Source organism: Deinococcus planocerae, from assembly GCF_002869765.1.
GTDB classification, from domain to species: Bacteria; Deinococcota; Deinococci; order Deinococcales; family Deinococcaceae; genus Deinococcus; species Deinococcus planocerae.
In genome coordinates this window covers 14,438-31,731 of sequence record NZ_PNOR01000002.1, presented here as the reverse complement: position 1 = coordinate 31,731, position 17,294 = coordinate 14,438, and the positions used below count along the sequence as shown (strand labels likewise).

At 69.6% G+C, this 17,294-nt stretch carries 18 protein-coding genes; 9 read left to right on the top strand and 9 right to left on the bottom strand.

Going from position 1 to position 17,294, the window contains the following annotated elements; genetic code table 11:
* Positions 1 to 510 precede the first annotated feature (510 nt).
* From A7B18_RS01175 to A7B18_RS01165, 3 genes are all read right to left on the bottom strand, one after another.
* Entirely contained in the window at positions 511 to 2,985 is a 2,475-nt protein-coding gene (locus A7B18_RS01175; RefSeq protein WP_102124840.1) for a S8 family peptidase, read from the bottom strand.
* A 33-nt stretch (positions 2,986 to 3,018) separates the two neighbouring features.
* Complete coding sequence (locus A7B18_RS01170; RefSeq protein WP_102124839.1) at positions 3,019 to 4,008, bottom strand: AAA family ATPase; 990 nt, start codon at positions 4,006 to 4,008, stop codon at positions 3,019 to 3,021.
* Between the two features lie 225 nt (positions 4,009 to 4,233).
* A complete protein-coding gene (locus A7B18_RS01165; RefSeq protein WP_102124838.1) occupies positions 4,234 to 5,226 on the bottom strand; it encodes a LysM peptidoglycan-binding domain-containing protein in 993 nt (330 codons plus the stop codon).
* Positions 5,227 to 5,600: 374 nt separating this feature from the next.
* Between A7B18_RS01165 and A7B18_RS21780 the strand changes: the two genes are divergently transcribed.
* Both A7B18_RS21780 and A7B18_RS01155 read left to right on the top strand, forming a co-directional pair.
* Positions 5,601 to 5,786, top strand: coding sequence for a hypothetical protein (locus A7B18_RS21780; RefSeq protein ID WP_180969964.1), 186 nt, complete (start codon positions 5,601 to 5,603; stop codon positions 5,784 to 5,786).
* A gap of 234 nt (positions 5,787 to 6,020) precedes the next feature.
* On the top strand, positions 6,021 to 6,716 hold the full coding sequence (locus A7B18_RS01155; RefSeq protein WP_102124837.1) for a class I SAM-dependent methyltransferase: 696 nt from the start codon (positions 6,021 to 6,023) through the stop codon (positions 6,714 to 6,716).
* Positions 6,717 to 7,012: 296 nt separating this feature from the next.
* On the opposite strand, the gene A7B18_RS01150 is transcribed toward A7B18_RS01155, so the two are convergent.
* The 6 genes from A7B18_RS01150 to A7B18_RS01125 form a co-directional block, all read right to left on the bottom strand.
* Positions 7,013 to 7,924: a DNA-3-methyladenine glycosylase family protein gene (locus tag A7B18_RS01150; RefSeq protein ID WP_180969963.1), complete on the bottom strand. Its 912-nt coding sequence runs from the start codon at positions 7,922 to 7,924 to the stop codon at positions 7,013 to 7,015.
* A gap of 11 nt (positions 7,925 to 7,935) precedes the next feature.
* On the bottom strand, positions 7,936 to 8,337 hold the full coding sequence (locus A7B18_RS01145; RefSeq protein WP_245872682.1) for a VOC family protein: 402 nt from the start codon (positions 8,335 to 8,337) through the stop codon (positions 7,936 to 7,938).
* Between the two features lie 17 nt (positions 8,338 to 8,354).
* Complete coding sequence (locus tag A7B18_RS01140) at positions 8,355 to 9,284, bottom strand: helix-turn-helix transcriptional regulator (RefSeq protein ID WP_102124835.1); 930 nt, start codon at positions 9,282 to 9,284, stop codon at positions 8,355 to 8,357.
* A gap of 171 nt (positions 9,285 to 9,455) precedes the next feature.
* The gene (locus A7B18_RS01135) at positions 9,456 to 10,313 is read right to left on the bottom strand and encodes an urease accessory protein UreH domain-containing protein (RefSeq protein ID WP_102124834.1); all 858 of its coding nucleotides are present in this window, start codon (positions 10,311 to 10,313) and stop codon (positions 9,456 to 9,458) included.
* Complete coding sequence (locus A7B18_RS01130) at positions 10,301 to 11,161, bottom strand: WD40/YVTN/BNR-like repeat-containing protein (RefSeq protein ID WP_102124833.1); 861 nt, start codon at positions 11,159 to 11,161, stop codon at positions 10,301 to 10,303. Before A7B18_RS01130 ends, A7B18_RS01135 begins: the two co-directional genes overlap by 13 nt.
* A 1-nt stretch (position 11,162) precedes the next feature.
* Entirely contained in the window at positions 11,163 to 11,417 is a 255-nt protein-coding gene (locus tag A7B18_RS01125; protein WP_102124832.1) for a hypothetical protein, read from the bottom strand.
* A 192-nt stretch (positions 11,418 to 11,609) separates the two neighbouring features.
* On the opposite strand from A7B18_RS01125, the gene A7B18_RS01120 reads away from it, so the two are divergent.
* The 7 genes from A7B18_RS01120 to A7B18_RS01085 all read left to right on the top strand — a co-directional run bounded on the left by A7B18_RS01120 (position 11,610) and on the right by A7B18_RS01085 (position 17,284).
* The gene (locus A7B18_RS01120; protein ID WP_483863806.1) at positions 11,610 to 12,041 is read left to right on the top strand and encodes an HU family DNA-binding protein; all 432 of its coding nucleotides are present in this window, start codon (positions 11,610 to 11,612) and stop codon (positions 12,039 to 12,041) included.
* 103 nt (positions 12,042 to 12,144) lie between these two features.
* The gene (locus A7B18_RS01115; RefSeq protein ID WP_102124830.1) at positions 12,145 to 12,663 is read left to right on the top strand and encodes a hypothetical protein; all 519 of its coding nucleotides are present in this window, start codon (positions 12,145 to 12,147) and stop codon (positions 12,661 to 12,663) included.
* Positions 12,664 to 13,074: 411 nt separating this feature from the next.
* Entirely contained in the window at positions 13,075 to 13,812 is a 738-nt protein-coding gene (locus A7B18_RS01105; RefSeq protein ID WP_146009418.1) for a hypothetical protein, read from the top strand.
* A complete protein-coding gene (locus A7B18_RS01100) occupies positions 13,809 to 14,837 on the top strand; it encodes a tyrosine-type recombinase/integrase (protein WP_102124827.1) in 1,029 nt (342 codons plus the stop codon). The genes A7B18_RS01105 and A7B18_RS01100 overlap by 4 nt, the downstream gene beginning before the upstream one ends.
* Before the next feature lie 284 nt (positions 14,838 to 15,121).
* Positions 15,122 to 15,463 (top strand): hypothetical protein, encoded by a 342-nt coding sequence (locus tag A7B18_RS01095; protein ID WP_102124826.1) that lies wholly within the window; start codon positions 15,122 to 15,124, stop codon positions 15,461 to 15,463.
* Positions 15,460 to 16,821, top strand: coding sequence for a MarR family transcriptional regulator (locus A7B18_RS01090; RefSeq protein ID WP_102124825.1), 1,362 nt, complete (start codon positions 15,460 to 15,462; stop codon positions 16,819 to 16,821). Before A7B18_RS01095 ends, A7B18_RS01090 begins: the two co-directional genes overlap by 4 nt.
* A complete protein-coding gene (locus tag A7B18_RS01085) occupies positions 16,808 to 17,284 on the top strand; it encodes a DUF2227 family putative metal-binding protein (protein ID WP_102124824.1) in 477 nt (158 codons plus the stop codon). Before A7B18_RS01090 ends, A7B18_RS01085 begins: the two co-directional genes overlap by 14 nt.
* Positions 17,285 to 17,294 lie beyond the last annotated feature (10 nt).

The window sequence follows — 17,294 nt, the reverse complement described above, 5'->3', positions numbered from 1 at the left end:
CGCAGGCCTGCTGCACTGGAACGATGACCCAACCCGACCGCACCGGCCAGCCCGAACAGACGGCCCAGGAAGACCGCGCCGCCCGCATTCAATGCCTGGTGAACGAGGGCCGGGAAGCGGAGCTGGACGAGCAGGACGACCGGTTCGCCATCGAGAACGGCCTGATCGAGGGCTGCGCCCCGCGGCAGGTGCGCCCCGGCCCGGCGGAGAACACCGCGCGGAGGGGTGGCCCGCCAGGAGTTCCAAGTGGAGGGGCAGCCTGCACCGGGAAGGCCTCTCCCCGCTTCCTTCGGCGCTCCGGGCGTGACGAAGACCTGAAGCGGTGGGGCAGAGGCCGCGCCGACCTCGTGAGACCTTCTTCAACGGGCAGGGAATCCGGGCGCTCGCCTCATGCCGCTCCGGACGGGACCAGCGGAGGAGACGGGGTGACCCCGACGGCCCGCCCTGGTGCGACCGGGGAAACCACCCGCCCCGCTCCACCTCGGCCTCACGGCGGGGACCCCCCAGCCGTCACACGGTGGTCTCCACGGGGATGCTCAGGGCCGTGGCGATGGGCGTGTAGATGTCGACATCCGCCTCCAGGGCCCGCAGGCTCACGATCAGGGCGTACCGCGCGTCGCGGTCAACATACGGCGGGGTGCCGCCCCGTTTCTCGCGCCACCAGCCACTCACAGGGTAGACCAGCACCGCCTCGCAGGCCTGCAGGGTTGCGATGTCCCCACGCCAGCGGTCCGAGTGAATCGAACCGGACGTTCGGAGCTTCGGGCCGAAGGCCCAGTGGTCGTTGCCCGCGTCCCGGATGCTGCTCCCCTCGTTGGGCAGGCTCTCCCGCTGAATGCGGGCCTTGAAGTCCGCCTCGGTTTCCAGCGGGCCTTTCACCGCGAACCTCAGGCCGTGGGAGGCATAGCGGAACCGCTGGGCATAACCGCGTTCACTGGGGTTGGGTTCCACGAAGTACGACAGCGTGACGCGCATCTCGAGGTCCAGGCCCTCCAGCGCCGCCGTGTCGATGGCCGACCAGGGGAAGCGGTGCAGGTGCATCTCGTTCATCCGGGTTCGGCTGCCCACCGCCTCAAACGGGCGCAGGGCGTCCTGGACGACCAGCGTGAGGTCGTTCCGCGCGCTGCGGCGGGCCCGCTCCAGCTGGGGGACGCCGTACCCGTACCGACGCAGGAGATTCCGGACATCCAGGCGGCGGGGTCCGGCCAGGCGCGCCTGCATAGCGGGCGTCCACTCGGCGGAATGCACCATCAGCGCCCGGATCGTCTCCGGCCAGTAGTGCGGGAACTCCGCCGCGAGTTGCGCCGCCATGCGCGCCCCCAGCGCCGCCGCCGCGCTCGTGTCCCCGAAGTCCCGCAGGTGCCCCGTCGTGAGGTCGAAATCCGCCGTGAGCAGCCGGACGTCCGGGTGCTTCGCGTCGAAGGTGCCCCCGTTGACGATCACGTTGCCCCCCTCCATCACGATCTCCGGCTTGATAGGCCACTGTTCCTGCCAGAGCACGGACGTGCTGCTGGTCGGGGACAGGTCCCCCCCGGGCGCCACCGGCCACCATCCCGTGTACCGAGGGTCAAGCAGGTTGGTCTTGTCGGTGTACGCCCCCAGGGTCAGGACGTTCCACGCCTGGGCGGGGCTGTGCACCTGCGCGGTATCGGCCGATCCCAGGTAATCGCTCAACAGGTCGGGAACCGCAGGCGTGTTGTTCCCGGCCGCCACCACCGCGAGGCGCTGGGGCTCGTCACCGCCCCCGGACGTGAGCTGGTCGAGCGCGGCGGACCAGGCCGTGGGCCGGCCCCGGTTCACGTCGAGGGTCGCCGTCACCGCCAGGCAGATGACGCGCTGCCGCTGGGGGTTGGTCCCCTCCATCTGCCGCACCGCGTCCTGGGTGATGCGCCCGTAGAGGTGGTGGGGGTTGTGCCCGATCGGCGGCAGGATCTTCACGGACTCCAGCCGGTGACTGAGCCTCGCCGCCGCGCTCGACAGCAGGAACCCGAGGACGTCCCCGTGCAGGATCAGCCCCGACATGGCGGTGCCGTGCCCGTCCCACCCGGAGTCGTCCGGTCCCCAGTGGGGGTGCCAGGTCTGCCAGTCGTTCGGATGCAGGTGCGTGGCGATCAGGGGGTGGGGCTGGGTGACGCCGCTGTCGAGCAGCAGGACGGACGTCTGCACCGACGCGTCGGGGGGCAGAAGACGCGTGGCAGCCTCGTCCACCCACTCCGCCTGCTCGGCATTGTTCATGCGCACGAACACGTCGGGCGTATCGCGCGACAGGCGCAACTCCGCCATCACGACCGTGTGGAGGAAGATCCGGCTGAGCGCGTCGAAGGACCCGTGCACGAGCAGCACCTCCCGGTCTGGGAAGCTCAGGCTCTCCTCGGCCACGGTAAGTTCCACCCGCCGCGCGACCTGCCGGAACTCCTCAGCCGCGCCCTGCCGGACCCAGACCTCCCACCACACGGCCGCCCCCGGCCCGGGCAGCGACGCGGCGTCCCCGACGAAGATGGACCGCAGGGCGGCGTGCCGGATCCCCTCGATGTTCGTCACCAGGGACGCGCGTTTGGGCTTGCCCCCGGGAGTGTCCACGCTGGCGTACTCGTGGATTCGCCGGTCGTAGGCCTCGGCCGCCGTTTCCGGCACGACCACCGTCGCGATCACGCGGTTCGTCGCTGGGTCCCGCCGGACCGAGGCCACCTCGATGCCCTGTCGCCGACCCTCCAGCCGCTGCAGGAGAGCTTTGTCCGCGTCACGCCCCGTAAGTTCGAAGTCGAGGTACTGCCCCTGCGGCCCCTCGGGGAACGCGGGGTCCCGGGGCAGGCCCGAGAGCGCCTGCCTGGCCAGCGCGAGCTGACCCGCCAGGGCCGCCGCGTGCGCGGCGCGATCGTCGCGCGGCGTGATGTGCGCCCTGACGTTGCCCTGCACCTCGTACCGTGTGGCTTGCCCAGGACTCTCCAGATAGAGGTGGTTCAGATCGCGTCGCGGATCAGTCATGCGGGATGTCCCGCATCTTAGCGGCTCGGCGCGTCAGCGGCGGGCGAGTTTGCGTTCCTCAATCGCCGCGAGCAGTTCCGTGCCCCCGATCTGCTCGCGTCCACCCAGAATGGCCGTCTTCGCGGCTTCCTCCGCAGCCCGGGCCACCTCGGCATGACTCAGCCCCTCGGCGGCGGCGGCCGCCTTCGACCAGGAGAATTTCGGCGGCGCGAACCGGGCCAGCTTGTTCTTCAGGATGCGGGTGACGACGGCCGGGCTGGGCAACTGGTACTCGATGACGTCGTCAAAGCGGCGGAAGAGGGCCGGGTCGAGGAGTTCCGGGTGGTTCGTGGCCGCGACGATCAGACTCGTGGAGGTGTCCTGCTCGAGGAACTGGAGGAACGAATTCAGGACGCGCCGAATCTCCCCCACGTCGTTGCCCGCGCTGCGCCTCGCGCCGATGGCGTCGAACTCGTCGAAGAAGTAGACGCCCCTCATCGTGCCCATCGCCTCGAAGACCGTCCGCAGTTTCGCCGCCGTCTCCCCCATGAACTTCGTGATCACCCCCTCGAGCAGCAGGGTCATGAGCGGCAGCCCCAGCTCGCCGGCCAGGGCGTGCGCGGTCAGCGTCTTGCCGCTGCCGGGCGGGCCGATCATCAGGATCTTGCGCCGCGGGGTCAGCCCGAAGGCCCGCAGCCGTTCCTGCTGCACGTACTCGTGAATCACCCGCTCCAGGCGTCCGGCCGTCTCGTCGGGCAGGACCAGGTCCTTGAGCCGCTGGCGCGGGTGCGACACCGACAGCAGGGAGGCCAGTTCCCCCTTGGGCGGCAGCGGTTGGAACACCAGCGGGGAGGGGGAAGCCGGCGGCGGGAGGCCCTCCCGCGAGCGGGCGAGGTCGATCAGCTTCCGGAGTTCCTGCGCCACGTTGCCGTGTCCCTGCCTGGCCTCGCGCGCCGCGACCTGCAAGGCCACCGACAGGAACTGCTGGTCGTCCCGGTCGACATGGCTTTTCACAAGCGCGAGAACGTGGTTCGAGGTACTCATGGGGCCTCCGGGGCGAACGGGGTCAGCGGGCAGGGATCCCTGCTGCTCAGGGTACGTGGGACCGCGGCTGAAGATGTCCCGGTTATATCAGTGGGAGAGGTCGAGACGATCCTCAGGTGGAGCTTTCCTTCAGAACCGTCCGGCTGAGTCTGTTCATCCTCGTCCCACGGCCCTCTGCGACCTGAACAGGTCAAGGACACCTGCGTGGGCGTTTGGATGCCCCGGTCAGCCTTGCGGTGGCTCCACCGGAAGGTACTGACGGCCCTGGGTGTTCCACAGCAGGTCGAAGTCGTGCTCGGTCAGGGCGACGTTGGGTCCGCTCAGGGAGTCGCTCATGATCAGGATGCCCTTGGCGTCGTCGTAGCCTCGCACCACGCGGAAGTGCGGGGTCTTGCCGAGAACGCTGTGGTATTGCAGGACGATGACCGGGTGCCCGTCGGCCACGTGACGCTTCACGTTCTCGATGGTGCCGCCGCGCAGGGCCGGGGCCTCGAAGCCGAGTTCGGTCAGCAGCGCCCCCGCATCCTCGGTGTACATGTTGCTGCCGGTGGGACGCAGCCGCGCCTGCCAGGTCCGCTGGTCCGCCTCTATCCCGTAAGCATTCAGTGCGGCGGCAACCGCCGCAGGCCCGCAGTTGTTAAGGGTCTGGTACCCGAACCCGACTTCTGGCAGGTACGCGCTTGCCGGGCGGGGTCCGCCCAGGCTGGCCGTGCGCAGCAGCACGTCGGTGAACGCCGGGAGCCGCCCGGGGGTGAAGAGGCCACGTTCGAGCCGTCCCGCGACCGGCACGGTGAGGGACGGGAGGGACGGCCCGGGCGGGGTCGCCGTCGTGACCACGGGTGATGGGGCCGGGACAGCGGGGGAAACGGCCGAGGGCGGTGGGCCATCTGTCAGTTGCAGGGTCTGGCCTACCCGCAGGGTGCTGCTCGACAGGCCGTTGAGCGCGATGAGCGCCTCGGGGGTGGTGCCGGACTGCCGCGCGATGCTGTACAGCGTCTCGCCCGCCTGAACCGTGTGCTGGGGGGGAGGGGGGAGGTGTAACGTCTGCCCCACCTGGATTGTCGTGCTGGGGAGGGCATTCAGGGTCAGCAAGGCCGCCGGGGTGGTCTGGTACCTCCGCGCGACGCTGCTCAGGGTGTCACCGGCCTGGACGGTATAGGTCGTCTGAGCACCGGCACCCCCGAGACTGAACAGGATCAGCAGCGTGCGAATTTTCATCGGCCCTTCACTCTAAGGTGCAGTTCTTACACTTCTCCTACGAAGGGCGTGAGAGGGGTCTCATTGATGAAGCTCCTGGTCGGCACGGTGGTGGGAGGTAAGTCCGGCCGAGTGCCCGCTGTCCACGGCGGATCGAAGCCAAAGGGACGCGGCTCACGGGCACGCAGGGCGGACTCCCGTGGACCCACCGGACCGGTCGCTCCTTGGCTGGGCCGAGGCGACCTGATCTCCACGCGGTGCTCATCCTCGTTAAGGTTAACTGGCTCTCCCGCTTTTCATGAGCGTCACAAACTGGAAAGGCAGGACGGTGGACCAGCGCCGCCATCCGCTCATCACCAGCCGCAGCACCAGGGCGCGCGGACAGGACGGTACCCATGACGAAGCCGGAACAGGACCAACCCAACCGTACGGAACACCAGGACGTCGTCGTGGACCAGGACTACGACGGTGGAGGGATCGGGGGCGGACCCGGACCGGGCGCCCTGCTGGGCGACGCGACTCCCGGGGCGGCGGAAGAGCCGGAGGACCCTCCCCCGGCGGAACCCCTCAACGAGGGGTGATGGGCGACTCCCGAGGACAGGCCCGACCTGTTGGGCGCGGCGTAGAGCGTGCGGTCTTGATCCTGCCTGCGCAGGGACGGTCGTCACCCTTATGGAAGGCGATCAACCGCCGGACCTGGTGGGGCACCGGGGAGGCCCGAGGGGCTCCCACGGCGGAAAGGACGGCCGAGGTCGTGCCGGCCTCCTGGGGAACACCGGACCCCCGCTCCCCGTACTGGGTTCCGGAGGACCGACATGGCTGACGCCCGGCGCGTGCAGCGCCTCTACGACCGCGCCGCTTCCCGGTACGACGCATGGACCCGCAGCCACCGGCTGGACCAGTTGCGGGCCCACCTGTTGTCGCGGGCGGCGGGGGATGTGCTGGAACTGGGCGCGGGTACCGGCGCCACGTTCGCACACTATCCGCCCGGCCTCACCCGCCTCACCGCCCTCGACCTGAGTGCCGCGATGCTGCGCGTGGCACGCCTCAAGGCCCTGACCCTGCCGTTCCCCGTGCAGTTCGTGCGGCGTGACTTCCAGACCCTACCGTTCGAGGACGGGCGGTTCGACACCGTGGTCAGTTCGCTGGGGCTGTGCGGTATTCCCGATCCGGCCCGGCTGTTCATGGAGGTGCGGCGGGTGTTGCGTCCGGGCGGTCAACTCCTCGCGCTCGAACATGTCCGGCCCCCCAACCGCTGGCTCGGCGTGGCGGCCGACCTGATCGACCCGGTGTTCGACCACCTGGTCGGGTGCCACCCGAACCGGCCCACCGCCGAGTGGCTCCGCGCCTCCGGCTTCACCGTGCAGGTGGTCGAGCGGCGCCTCGCGGGCATCCTCGTCGCGTTGCGGGCCGTCCCCGGGGAGGGCGGGCTCACGCCGGGTGCCGCGCCCGGGCGCGGGTCAGTTCAAAGGTCAGCAGTGACAGCACGGCGCGTTGCACGAGGGGCGTGAGACTAACCCCCGCGCGGCATGCATGGTCCGTATGTCCACCAGCCCAGCTCACGCGCGAACGAGTCGGCGACGAACGCGAAGGTGGTTCCCGCCACACCACCTGGAAGGAGTCCCGGCGGCTCAGGGACAGCCGCGCGTCCGGGGAAAGCCGTCAGGCCTGACCCGGGGAGAGGGCAGGATCAAGAAGTGTGGGTCGTTGAGGAAAGAACCTGTGCAGGACACGCTTTCCTCGCGCAACCTTCTGGAAGTGCCCTCCGCAGGCACTCCCCTCACCTGCTCACAGATCAGCGGCAAGTTCATCCTGCCGCACGCAAGTAGTGTGCCCAGTACCCCTGCCAGTCCCCGTAGTGGTGCGCGTGGGCCCTCAGGGCCTCAAAGCCCAGGGGGCCATACACTTTGGCTGCCGCTTTCATCATCTCCCGCGTGAACAGGCTGCTTTGGCTGTCCAGCACGGCACCCTCCATCCGCCCTAAGCCCCGCAGCAGCACGAACGTCGTGGACCACTCGCCAAGGCCACGGATGCCGCGCAGCCAGACCTTCACCTCGTCACACGGCCCCTGGCGCAGCCAGTGCTCCTCAATCTGCCCGAACGCCTGCACGACAGCGGCCAGGTACTCGCCCTTGCGCGGGTTGCCCAGCAGCGCGACCAGCTCGGCAGCGGTGATGTCCGCGAGGTCGGCGGGCTCGGGGAACGCCCACAGCGGGCCGCTCGGGGTCTGCACCGACCCGCCGTAGGTTTCGACCAGGCGCCGCTTCATGGCCCGGGCCACCTCACCCGGGGTGCGCTGGGTCAGCACCGCCCAGCAGGCGTTCTCGAATGGGGTTAGGAACTTCACGTGATGGTAGCCGTACAAGTGGCGCAGAACCTTCTGGAACGGCGCATCCCGCTGCGCCAGGGCGTAGAACGGGTTCAGGTCCTCGTCGAGGCTCAGGAAAAAGCGCACCCGGTCCAGGGCGGCTTCCTCGACTCCCGACGTGAGGGGCCTCTCGGCGAAGAGGTCGCACGTCAACCCGGGCGCCTCCACCATGCCGATCGAGCGCAGGGCGAACCCCACGGTCCGTCTGTGGACCCGCACCGCCTTGGTCAGCGACCGTGCCTCCACCTGCTGCTCGCCGCGAGTGGGCGCAAATCCGTCCAGAAACCCCAGCGTCTGCGCGAAGTCGAAGGGGGACATGGGCCGCAGAAGGTGCGTGGTGAGCGTGGTCACGTCGTTCTCCCTCATCTCTGGTGGAAGGTGAGCCCGTAGCCGTCCGGGTCGCGCACCACGAACATCCGTCCAAAGGGGCCGGGCTGCGGGGGCGAGACGACCTGTCCACCTCCCGAGACGATGCGGGCGTGCAGCGCGTCGGCGTCCCCCACGGCGAACCAGAGGCCGACTCCCAGACCGAGGTCCTTGCTCGTGTCCGTGCCGGGCAGCGGCACACGAATGGCGAAGATGGCGCCCTGCCCGTCCCGAAACACCACGGCGCCCGGCGGGGAGTGCTCGGCCGTCTCAAACCCGATCACCTGGCTGTAAAACTCCCGCGAAGCCCCCAGGTCCCGCACCTGCACCGACGCGAAATCCAAACGAGTCTGCATCCCGTCCACCTCCACCTCCAGCTTCACGGGGAGGAGTGACACCGTCCTGTCAGCAGCCGTCAGGGGTGCCGGGCCAGAATCTCCTGGGCCGCCTCACGCAGCCGGGCCTGCACGAAGGTCGGTTCCAGGACGCGCACCCGGCCACCCCAGGACAGCAGCCAGGGCAGCACCTCCTCGACAGCACGTGCGTGCAACGTCACCAGCAGCCCGTCCGGGGTTTCCTGGGTCCGGGTCACGTAGTACGAGAGGTTCTGCCCCACCAGGCGGGTCACCTCCGGGTCGAAGAGGGCACGCACGACCAGCTCGCGCCCCTCACGCGTCTCGTCGCGTTCCAACCTGAAGTGCGGCTGCCGCTCGAACTTCCCCGGCAGCACCCGCAGGCCCTCGATGCGGTCGAGGCGGAAGTGGCGGAACTCCGCCCGGGCGTGATCGAAGGCGGCGAGGAGCCAGACCGTGTTCAGGCGGAAGAGCCCGTGCGGATCGACCTGCCGCGTCTCCTCCGCGGCCTGGGGCTTGTGGTACCGGAACTCGACCGTCCGCCGCTCGAGGGTGGCCTGACGCAGGACCCGGAGCAAGGCCAGCGTTGCTTCCCCGCCGGGGTCCCGCTGCACCAGCCGGAGGTTGTCGCGCAGGAACTGAACTTCCCGCCGCACGTCCTCGGCGAGCACCGCGCCGATCTTGCGCGCGGCACTTCCGGCGGCGCTCGCCAGGCCCGCGTCGAAGGCCTGAGCCACCACGTCGCTGCCCAGCAGGAGCATGACGGCCTCCTCCACGCTGAAGCGCAGCGGCGGCAGGAAATAGCCGGGCATCAGGGTGTAGCCCTGTCCGGGGAGGCTGACGATGGGCACCCCGGCCTCGTTCAGGGCGAGCACGTCGCGGTAGATGGTCCGCCTGGACACATCGAGCTGCCGGGCGAGGTCCTCGGCGCGCGCCCGGCCGCGTCCTTGCAGCTCGAGGACGATGGCGAGCAGACGGTCGGTGCGGTTCACGCACCTTCAGTGTAAGGGAGCGGGTCCTCCTCACTGGGCTGAAAAGCCTCGTCTCAGTCGTTCTTTCTTACCCAACGCATCAAAACTCCCGAATCTTGTACGGCTCCCAACCACGCGAAGAGGGAGGTGTGGCGCCCCGCATTCAAGGTCTCCTCCCGACGGGGTCGAGGTTCACAGCAACCAGTACACCAGGGTGTCGTACAGCCCCACGGCGATGAACACTGCCCCTGCCAGGGGCGTGCCCAGCCGCGAGGCGCGGCGCAGCCCGCCCACGTACGCCCGTCCACTCCCCGCGCCCGGCAGGAACGCGACGAGCACGAGCAGGGGAAGGGTCATGCCCAGCGCGAACGCGACCGGGTAGAGCGCGCCGAGTGGCGCCGTCACCGCGAGCGGGACCGTCAGGCCGAAGAACAGCAGGAAGAGCGTCGGGCAGAACGCGAGGCTGAACGCGAGCCCCAGCGCGAACGCGCCGAGCGTTCCCCGCCACATCCGCGCGCGGGCCTCCAACCCCCCCGCGAGCCGGCCCCCCACCGCAAGGCGCGGGCGGATCACCCCGACCAGCCCCAGGCCGACGAGCAGCATCAACGGCCCCATCCCCCGCCGGACACCCGTGAAGAACGGGCCCGGGGCCTGCACCGCCCCGCCCAGGGCGTACACGGCCACGGTCCCGAGTCCCAGGTACACCAGCACGCGCGCGAGCACGAAGGCCAGGCTGCGCGGCCACGCCCCCCCGGTGTGCCCGTCCCGCGCCACGTAGGCCAGGGTCGCCGCGCCGGTCGAGAGCTGGCAGGGGGCGGTGGCGGCGAGCAGGCCCAGCAGGAACGGCGTGAGGAGCGACGCCCCCGTCTGGGCCCGCAGGCGGTTGATGGGCTCGGCCAGGACGGCATTGAGCGTCCCGCTCAGGCGGTAGAGGTCCCCGGCAGCTTCCCGCAAGGTCGGGGCCAGGGCGGGCCACCCGAGGACGAGCCCCAGGAACGCCAGGCCCAGTGCCAGCGGGCCCGTCCAGCGGGGGACCCTCAGCGGTTCCAAGACCGTCCCCCGTCCGCCGAGCGGTACACGGTGCCGCTCTCACCCGCGGCGTACAGCCTCGTCTCGTCCTGCGGGTCCGCCGTGACCAGCAGCGCACCTTCCGGCAGGTTCAGGTTCGTCCAGCTTGCCCCCTGATCCTCCGAACGTGCCACCCCGGCGGGACCAGCCACGTAGACGTGGCCGCTGACCGGATGAACGTCCAGGCCCGAACCGGCCGCCCGCGGCGCCGCACCGGCGCGTTGCCAGGTCGCGCCGTCGTCCGAGACCATCAGCCCGCCCTCCAGCGTGAGGGCGTAGAGGCGCGGCGCTGAACCCGGACCCGCGGCGAGGGCCATCGCGCCCGCCGGGGCCGGGGACACGGGGCGCCAGTCCGCGCCGTCCTCGGTCCGGTACAGGCCTCGACCGGCCAGGTTCGCGTACCACACGTTCGGCGTGTCGGGCGCCACGGCGAACCCGTGGATGTCGGTGCCCGGCAGGTTCCCGAAGCCCTGGTCCCGCCAGGTCCGTCCGCCGTCACGGCTGACCCGCAGGACGTCGTGCCCGGCCATGACGAGAACGCCCGGTGCCCGCGGGGATGCGGCGAGGGCCATCGCGTCCTCGCCCCCACCGGGAAGACCCCAGGTCCGGCCCCCGTCCTGGCTCGCCGAGACGCCCGCGTGCTGGCCGTACAGCAGGCGCCCGTCCGGGAGGGCCCGCAGGACGTGGAAGTCCCCACCCAGGCGTCCTCCCGTGGTGCCGGCGTCCCCCCGCGTGGACCACCACAGCCCGGCGCCCGCCAGCGCCGTGCTCAGGAGGGCTGCCGTAAGCAGCGCTGCGGCCCGTCGGGGTGGGCGTGCCTTCGTCGTCACGTCAGCGCCTCACCGGCCTGCCCGGGACGACGGCAGGGACCGGGACCCATGCGGGTCGAGGGGCCGGTCCGGGCTGGGACCCGAAATTCCGGGAGGACCGGCCCGGACGCAGCAGCAGGAGAGCCGCCGGGCACGCGGCGGCCAGCCCCCAGGGCAGCGCGTCCCCGAACGTCACGGGGAACAGGGCGAGGTCCACCCCGGCGGCGACCAGGCCCAGCCCGATCAGCGCCTTTTCGTTGATGCGCAGGAGGTTCATCGGGACCATGCTAGAAAACGTGTGTTCAACTTCGGTAAAGCCCTGCGGTCCACCCTGAAGCTGTCCAGGGGCCTCTGCGCCCGTGGGCGGCCGTGTGAGGGAAGCGGCGACCCCTCCCCTTTGGGCGCGCGGGCGTTCTGGCATGGGGGAGGGCCTGGCGTCCGCTTGCCTTTTCGCCACCGGGCAGGCACGATGCGCAGCATGACGAAAAAGTCGACGAAGGCCCCGGCCAGGAAGCCCGCCGCGACCAGGGCTCCCAAACGGGATGCGGCTGAGGCCGAGCAATCCGCGCCTGCCCCCGAGGCGACCGGCGGGCGGGGCGGCGGCAAGGTCGCCAAGACGCAGTTGGTGGAGCAGGTGGCCGACAAGGCAGGCCTGACGAGGAAGCAGGCCGACCAGGCCGTGAACGCGGTGATGGAAGTCATCGTGGAGGCGATTCGGAGCGGGAAGAGCGTGGGGTTGCCTGGTCTGGGGACGCTGAGTGTGAAGGAGACCGCTGCCCGCACCGGCGTGCGCCCCGGCACCAGCGAGAGGATTCAGATCCCCGCTGGACGCAAAGTCGCCTTCAAAATCGCCAACACTCTGAAAGGGGCACTCGGCAGCACGGGCGACACCGCCGAGTAAAAACGCCTCGGCCCGGTGCCCCCTGCGGGGCGCTTTGCTCCACACCCCGACCTGCTCCGTCGGGGACGGGAACCGACGCCCGAGAAACGCCATACTTCAGACTATGAAAGTCCGCACCGGGTGGGGTACCCGTCCCCTGACATCCTCAGCGACGGTACGCAAAATCCTGACGCTGTCCGTTCTGGTGGTGGCCCTGACCGTAAGCGATCATATCCCCGCGCTGCAGGTGCTCGTCGATCGAGGCCGGGACACGGTGGTGCATACCTGGTCGGCCCTACAGGGATATATCCCTGACCCGCTCGTCATGCCTCTAGACCATACGGTCTCGGGGGCGCTTTCCCATTACACCGACAGCAATTGGCTGTCGGACTCCATCGTAGGCATGATTCCGCTGGTGATTACTGGATCGGCCATGCGCTCGATTGTTCAACGTAAGGAGCAAGGTCTCACCGTCTTGATCCTGGCCAACGCCCTCATGGCGGCATTCTTGTTGCACCAACTGGGCTTGTTCAGCCTGCCCTTTATTGTCTCTGGACTACGGACGGGGTGGCAGGAGCAGTCGGACGCCGAATGGGCTGCGACGCGAATGCGGCCTCGTCGGCGTTGGTTCAGTCGCTGCTAATTTAAATGTACCTGCGGACCCATACATCCTAAGCAGGAGTGCAGTCGTATCCTATGAGGAACAGAAGGAGGAGAACTAAACGCATCTAACTTCGCCTCTCAAGAGGTTGAAGTGGACAAGCCTCTCGAGAACGGCCTACCGTGTGGCCTCCATAGCTAGCCGGAGTCCACAAGCGGGGCAGGGGTGCGTCTACGAGGCCGCGTGCCCCTGCCCGTCCAATGGCCGTCGTGGTCCCAGCTTCCCGGCGGCTGAGCCCCGTGCGTGGGCCACGTCTTCCGGCGGCCTCGGACTCTGGTGCCTCAGCCTGCGCCAGGACAGCGGGGTACGTCAACACGTCCTGTTGCGAACTGGCAGAGAAGGCGGGTACCCAGAACATTCTTCCAATAAGACCAATTATTGTAAAATTCCGGGGTGGTTCCAGCTCTTCACCCCCGGCTGCGCGGCCTTGCCCGACACCCCCATGCTCCCCTCGCCGTCGCCGCTGGCCTCCCAGACTTCCTGAGCCGCCACCCCCACTTCCAGGATCACCCGGTCACGAACCGGCTGCGCGACCTCGCCCTTCAGATTCGCCAAGCAAAGACGCCCGAACGAGCGGCGACTCTGGCCGCCGAACTCCTCGACCTCGTGGAAGCCATCACCCTCATGCACCACGAGGCCGGCCACGCCGCCGCGTACTACGCCCTGACTCCAGCCTCGCAGATCCACCTCGTCCGGGTAACCTTCGACCCCCAGGAGATCCCGGTCCCCGGCTTCCACCAGTTTGCCGCGGTGGTGCGCGAACTTCCCGACACTTGGCCCCAGGACGAGCACGAGGCCCTCCTCGAACTCGCCTGCCTCCTCGCCGGCCCCCTGCACACCCCCGTGTACGAGGGGCGGTACGGCCAAGCCCACATGCGCCAGGACGTGGCGCTGCAAGGCACCGACGCCCTGCGCGTTGAGGAACTGCTTGCGGCCTTCGCTGAGGACGGCCTGGACCCGGAGGCGCAGCGGCGTGAGGCGGAACGGCTCGCCACCAATCCTACCCTGCTCCCGCCCATCCGTGAACTGGCGCGGGCCCTGTTCGACGCCTGGGAGGAGGGGCAGCGCGACGTTCCCGGTTACGTGGTGGAAGCCGTCCTCGCCCGGCACCTGCGGAGACCTCGAGCATGACGGGCTGGTCCCTCGACCTGGTTCGCCAGGACCTGCACGACCGGGCCCGGGACTGGGTGACCCTCCACCCCGACGAGCGCCGCCGCCGCGCCGTCCAGGCCTGCGCCGAAAAGGACGCCGAGGCGCTCTGGTCCCTGGTCGAGGCCTACCTCACCCAGCACGCGCAGTCGGGCGTCCTGATCAGCCGCCACACCCTGCTCAGTTACCGCACCGGGGTCCGGCAGCTCGTGGACCACATGACGAACCGGGCCTGGAAGGTCCTCGGTCCCGAGCGTGAGGACGCTCAGACGTGGATAGGTGACCTGATCGCTTCCGGCAAGTCGATCAGCACCGTGCAGGCCCGAGTGGCGGCGGGGATCACCCTGTACAAGGCGCTGCGCTGGGCAGGGGCTACCCAGGCCTCCCCCTTCGAGGACGTGCGCCTCCCCCGCGACCGGCGGCATCCCCTGGAGAAGAACGCGCCGTACACCGAGAGCCTCGTCGCCCGGGTGCTGACCCGCGCCCGGGACGCCTACGGGGAGGCAGAGACACCAGCAAAGCGCTCCCGGCAACTGGAGGTGTGGGCGCTGCTGCTGGTCCTCACCCATTCGGGGCTGCGCATCGACGAGGCCCTGAGCCTGCGCTGGCCGGACGTGGACGCGGGGGACGACGAGCCGCACCTCGTCGTGCAGTCGGGCAAGGGGCGCAAGAGCCGGGTGGTCCCGATCAGCCCCCGGCTGGCTGACGCGCTGCATGCCTACCGGGGGGTGACCCGGACCCGGCGTCACCGTGAGGACTTCATCTTCCCGTACCGCACCTGGCAGGGCGCGGCGTATCACGTGCGGCCGCTGTTCGCGCGGAGGGACGGGGGCAACGACTTCCGGGGGTTCCACGCCTTCCGCAAGTACATGGGGAGCCGGTTGTACGAGGCGCTGGGGGACTTCGTGGCGGTGGCGGAGGTGCTGGGGCACGCCAACGTGAATACGACGCGCGGGTACGTGCGCGTCGGCGTGAAGCGCGCCCGGCAGGCCATCCAGCAGTGGTGAGGCCTGCCGGGCCGGGCCGGGCTACGCCCTTGCCCAGAAGCGTTGCCTCTACCAGGCCCCAGCACATCGGATCACCGCCGTTCGTGGACAAGCTGGTCAAGGACAACCTCGCCGAGTGCGGAAGGGCCCGCGTCCACCCTGACCCACAGGAACAATGGGGGTATGCCGCCCTGTCCGCAGTGTGTCCCGCACCCGGGTCATCCTCCCAGTCCTCCCCGCCTGCCAGCAAGCACCGGGTGCCAGACACTCCTCCTCGGGTTCGACCGATACACCAGCACCACGTCATGAACGACGTGCCGCTGCGCTCCGCACAGGCCCGCGAGGAACTCACCGAAGCGCTGGGGGACCTGTTCGAGGTCGGGCGCGACCAAGCCCAGCTCCTGATGCTGAGCCTCCTCACCGCCCTGGTCCTCCACCAACACGCTGGGGGGCCCCACGTCTATGTCCAGGGGGACAGCTACTTCGTCGGCGCGCTCCCCCTGTTACCAGAAGTTCGTGAACTTGCAGGTCTGCGCCCCAAGTATGAGCAGTTGTACGTCCAACAGCCCGCTCAGGCGCATCTGCTCATTCAACGGGCCCTGCTCGCCCGCTTGGTCCCTCACACAGCGCGTGGTGGAGCGGCATGAACGCTCTCTCCCCTCTCCACAGCCTGCACGTGCTCGACCTCCTCGGACAAGGCCCGTCCACCACCGGCGACATCGCGGCCCTCACCGGCCTCCCGCGTGCGGACGCCCACACCCTCCTCAGGACTCTTCAGGACGCTGGCCTGGTGTGCAAGGCCGCCGACCGCGCAGGAACTCTCCGCCTCCATCATCTGACCACCCTGGACATCGAGCCCGACGAGGTGACCCAAGAGCGGGTCCTCGCCGAGGTCGAGCGGCAGCGCACCGTGGCAGCGCTCGTGACCACCACCGATCTTCCACGCTCGGTGGTCACGGACGTGCTCGCCCGTGCGCTCTGGCGAGGCGAGGTGCGCTGCCGCTGCATCGGGAGCCTGGGGGTGTTCACCCGAAGTGGAGCCTGGCAGCCGAGCATTTCCGGTCAACCGGCGCGAAACGTGAACGGGAACGAAGGGGTGTGTGAGGGTCAGGACATCCGGCCGTTCAAGCGAGAGCAGGGCCAGGAGCACGTGGCCGGCAACAACAGGGCCCCACGGCTGCCCGACATGCCGCAGCGTCCAACCTGGCCCGCCACCACACTCCAGGGTGGAGGACATCCACCCATGACCAGACGCCTCACCCTGCTCGCCCTCCTCGCCCTCATCTCCACACCCGCCGTCGCCCTGAAGGACGTGAACGTCATCCTGACCCCGCAGCAGGCCCAGCACTACACCCTGACGCTCGGTCCCGGTGCCCTCGGCACCCTCGTCTTCCCCGAGGCCGTCAAGGACGTCCTGGTCACACGCGACGGGCTGGTCGACCGCAGAAAGGACGGCAACCGCGTGCTGCTCGCGGGCCTCACTGGGTACGGCTCCACGCCTCTACAGATCGTGACCGAAAGCGGAACCTACACCTGGCGCCTCACCCTGTCGAGCGACCACACGGGCAGTATCGTGAACGTCACGGTCCAGGACCCCGAGGAGACGAGCCCGGCCCCGCCGACTCCACAGGCCAGCGCCCCCACCGCCAGCCTCCGTCCGGGTGCGGCCCTCGGCGCCGAGGAGACCCCGCGCTTCACCTTCACCGCCACTTGCGACGGGAACGTGCTCGTGATGCACTACCGCGTGCAGGCTGGGTCCCGGGCGGTCACCCTCAACGAACGGCAGTTGGCGATCCACGGTCAGAACGGCGGCAGCGTGCTCGTCAAGACGAACCTCAGCACGCTCGTGGTCGCCCCCGGCACCACCCGCTACGGCACCGTGACCGCCAGTGCGGCCGACGCCGGGGCCACTCCCACGGTCCTGTGGCCGTACCGCGTCGGCATCAACGAGTACACCAGCCGCACGACCCTCAACGTCACGCCCAGCAGCGATGCCCAGCGGTGACCTGCACACCGGCGTCAATCTGCTCGCCCTGGTGGGGATCGCCGGACCCCTGACCGCCCTGCACGTTTCCCAGGACCTGCTCCTCTCGCTGGCGATGGGATACCTGACCGGGACGCTGCTGATCACGCCCGACCTCGACCTGGCGGGACACGTTCGCGTGCGGGCCCGGCGCAACTGGGGGGTCTGGGGAGACCTGTGGCGCCCGCTGAGCCTGTTCGTGCGGCACCGGGGCGTCACGCACACTTACATCCGCGGACCGCTGCTGCTGCTGGGGTACGCGGCCGTCCTGCTGACCCTGCCGGTCACCGCACTGCTCGCCGTGGACCGTGCCCTGGACGTCCCCCCGCGGGTGCCCATCCCGGACGGGCCGCTCCTTGCGGCGGCGCTAGGCGGATACCTGCTCGCGTACTGGCTGCACCTGTGGCTGGACGGCTACCGGCCCTGGAGTGTGCGCCGGTGGTGAGAGGAGGAAG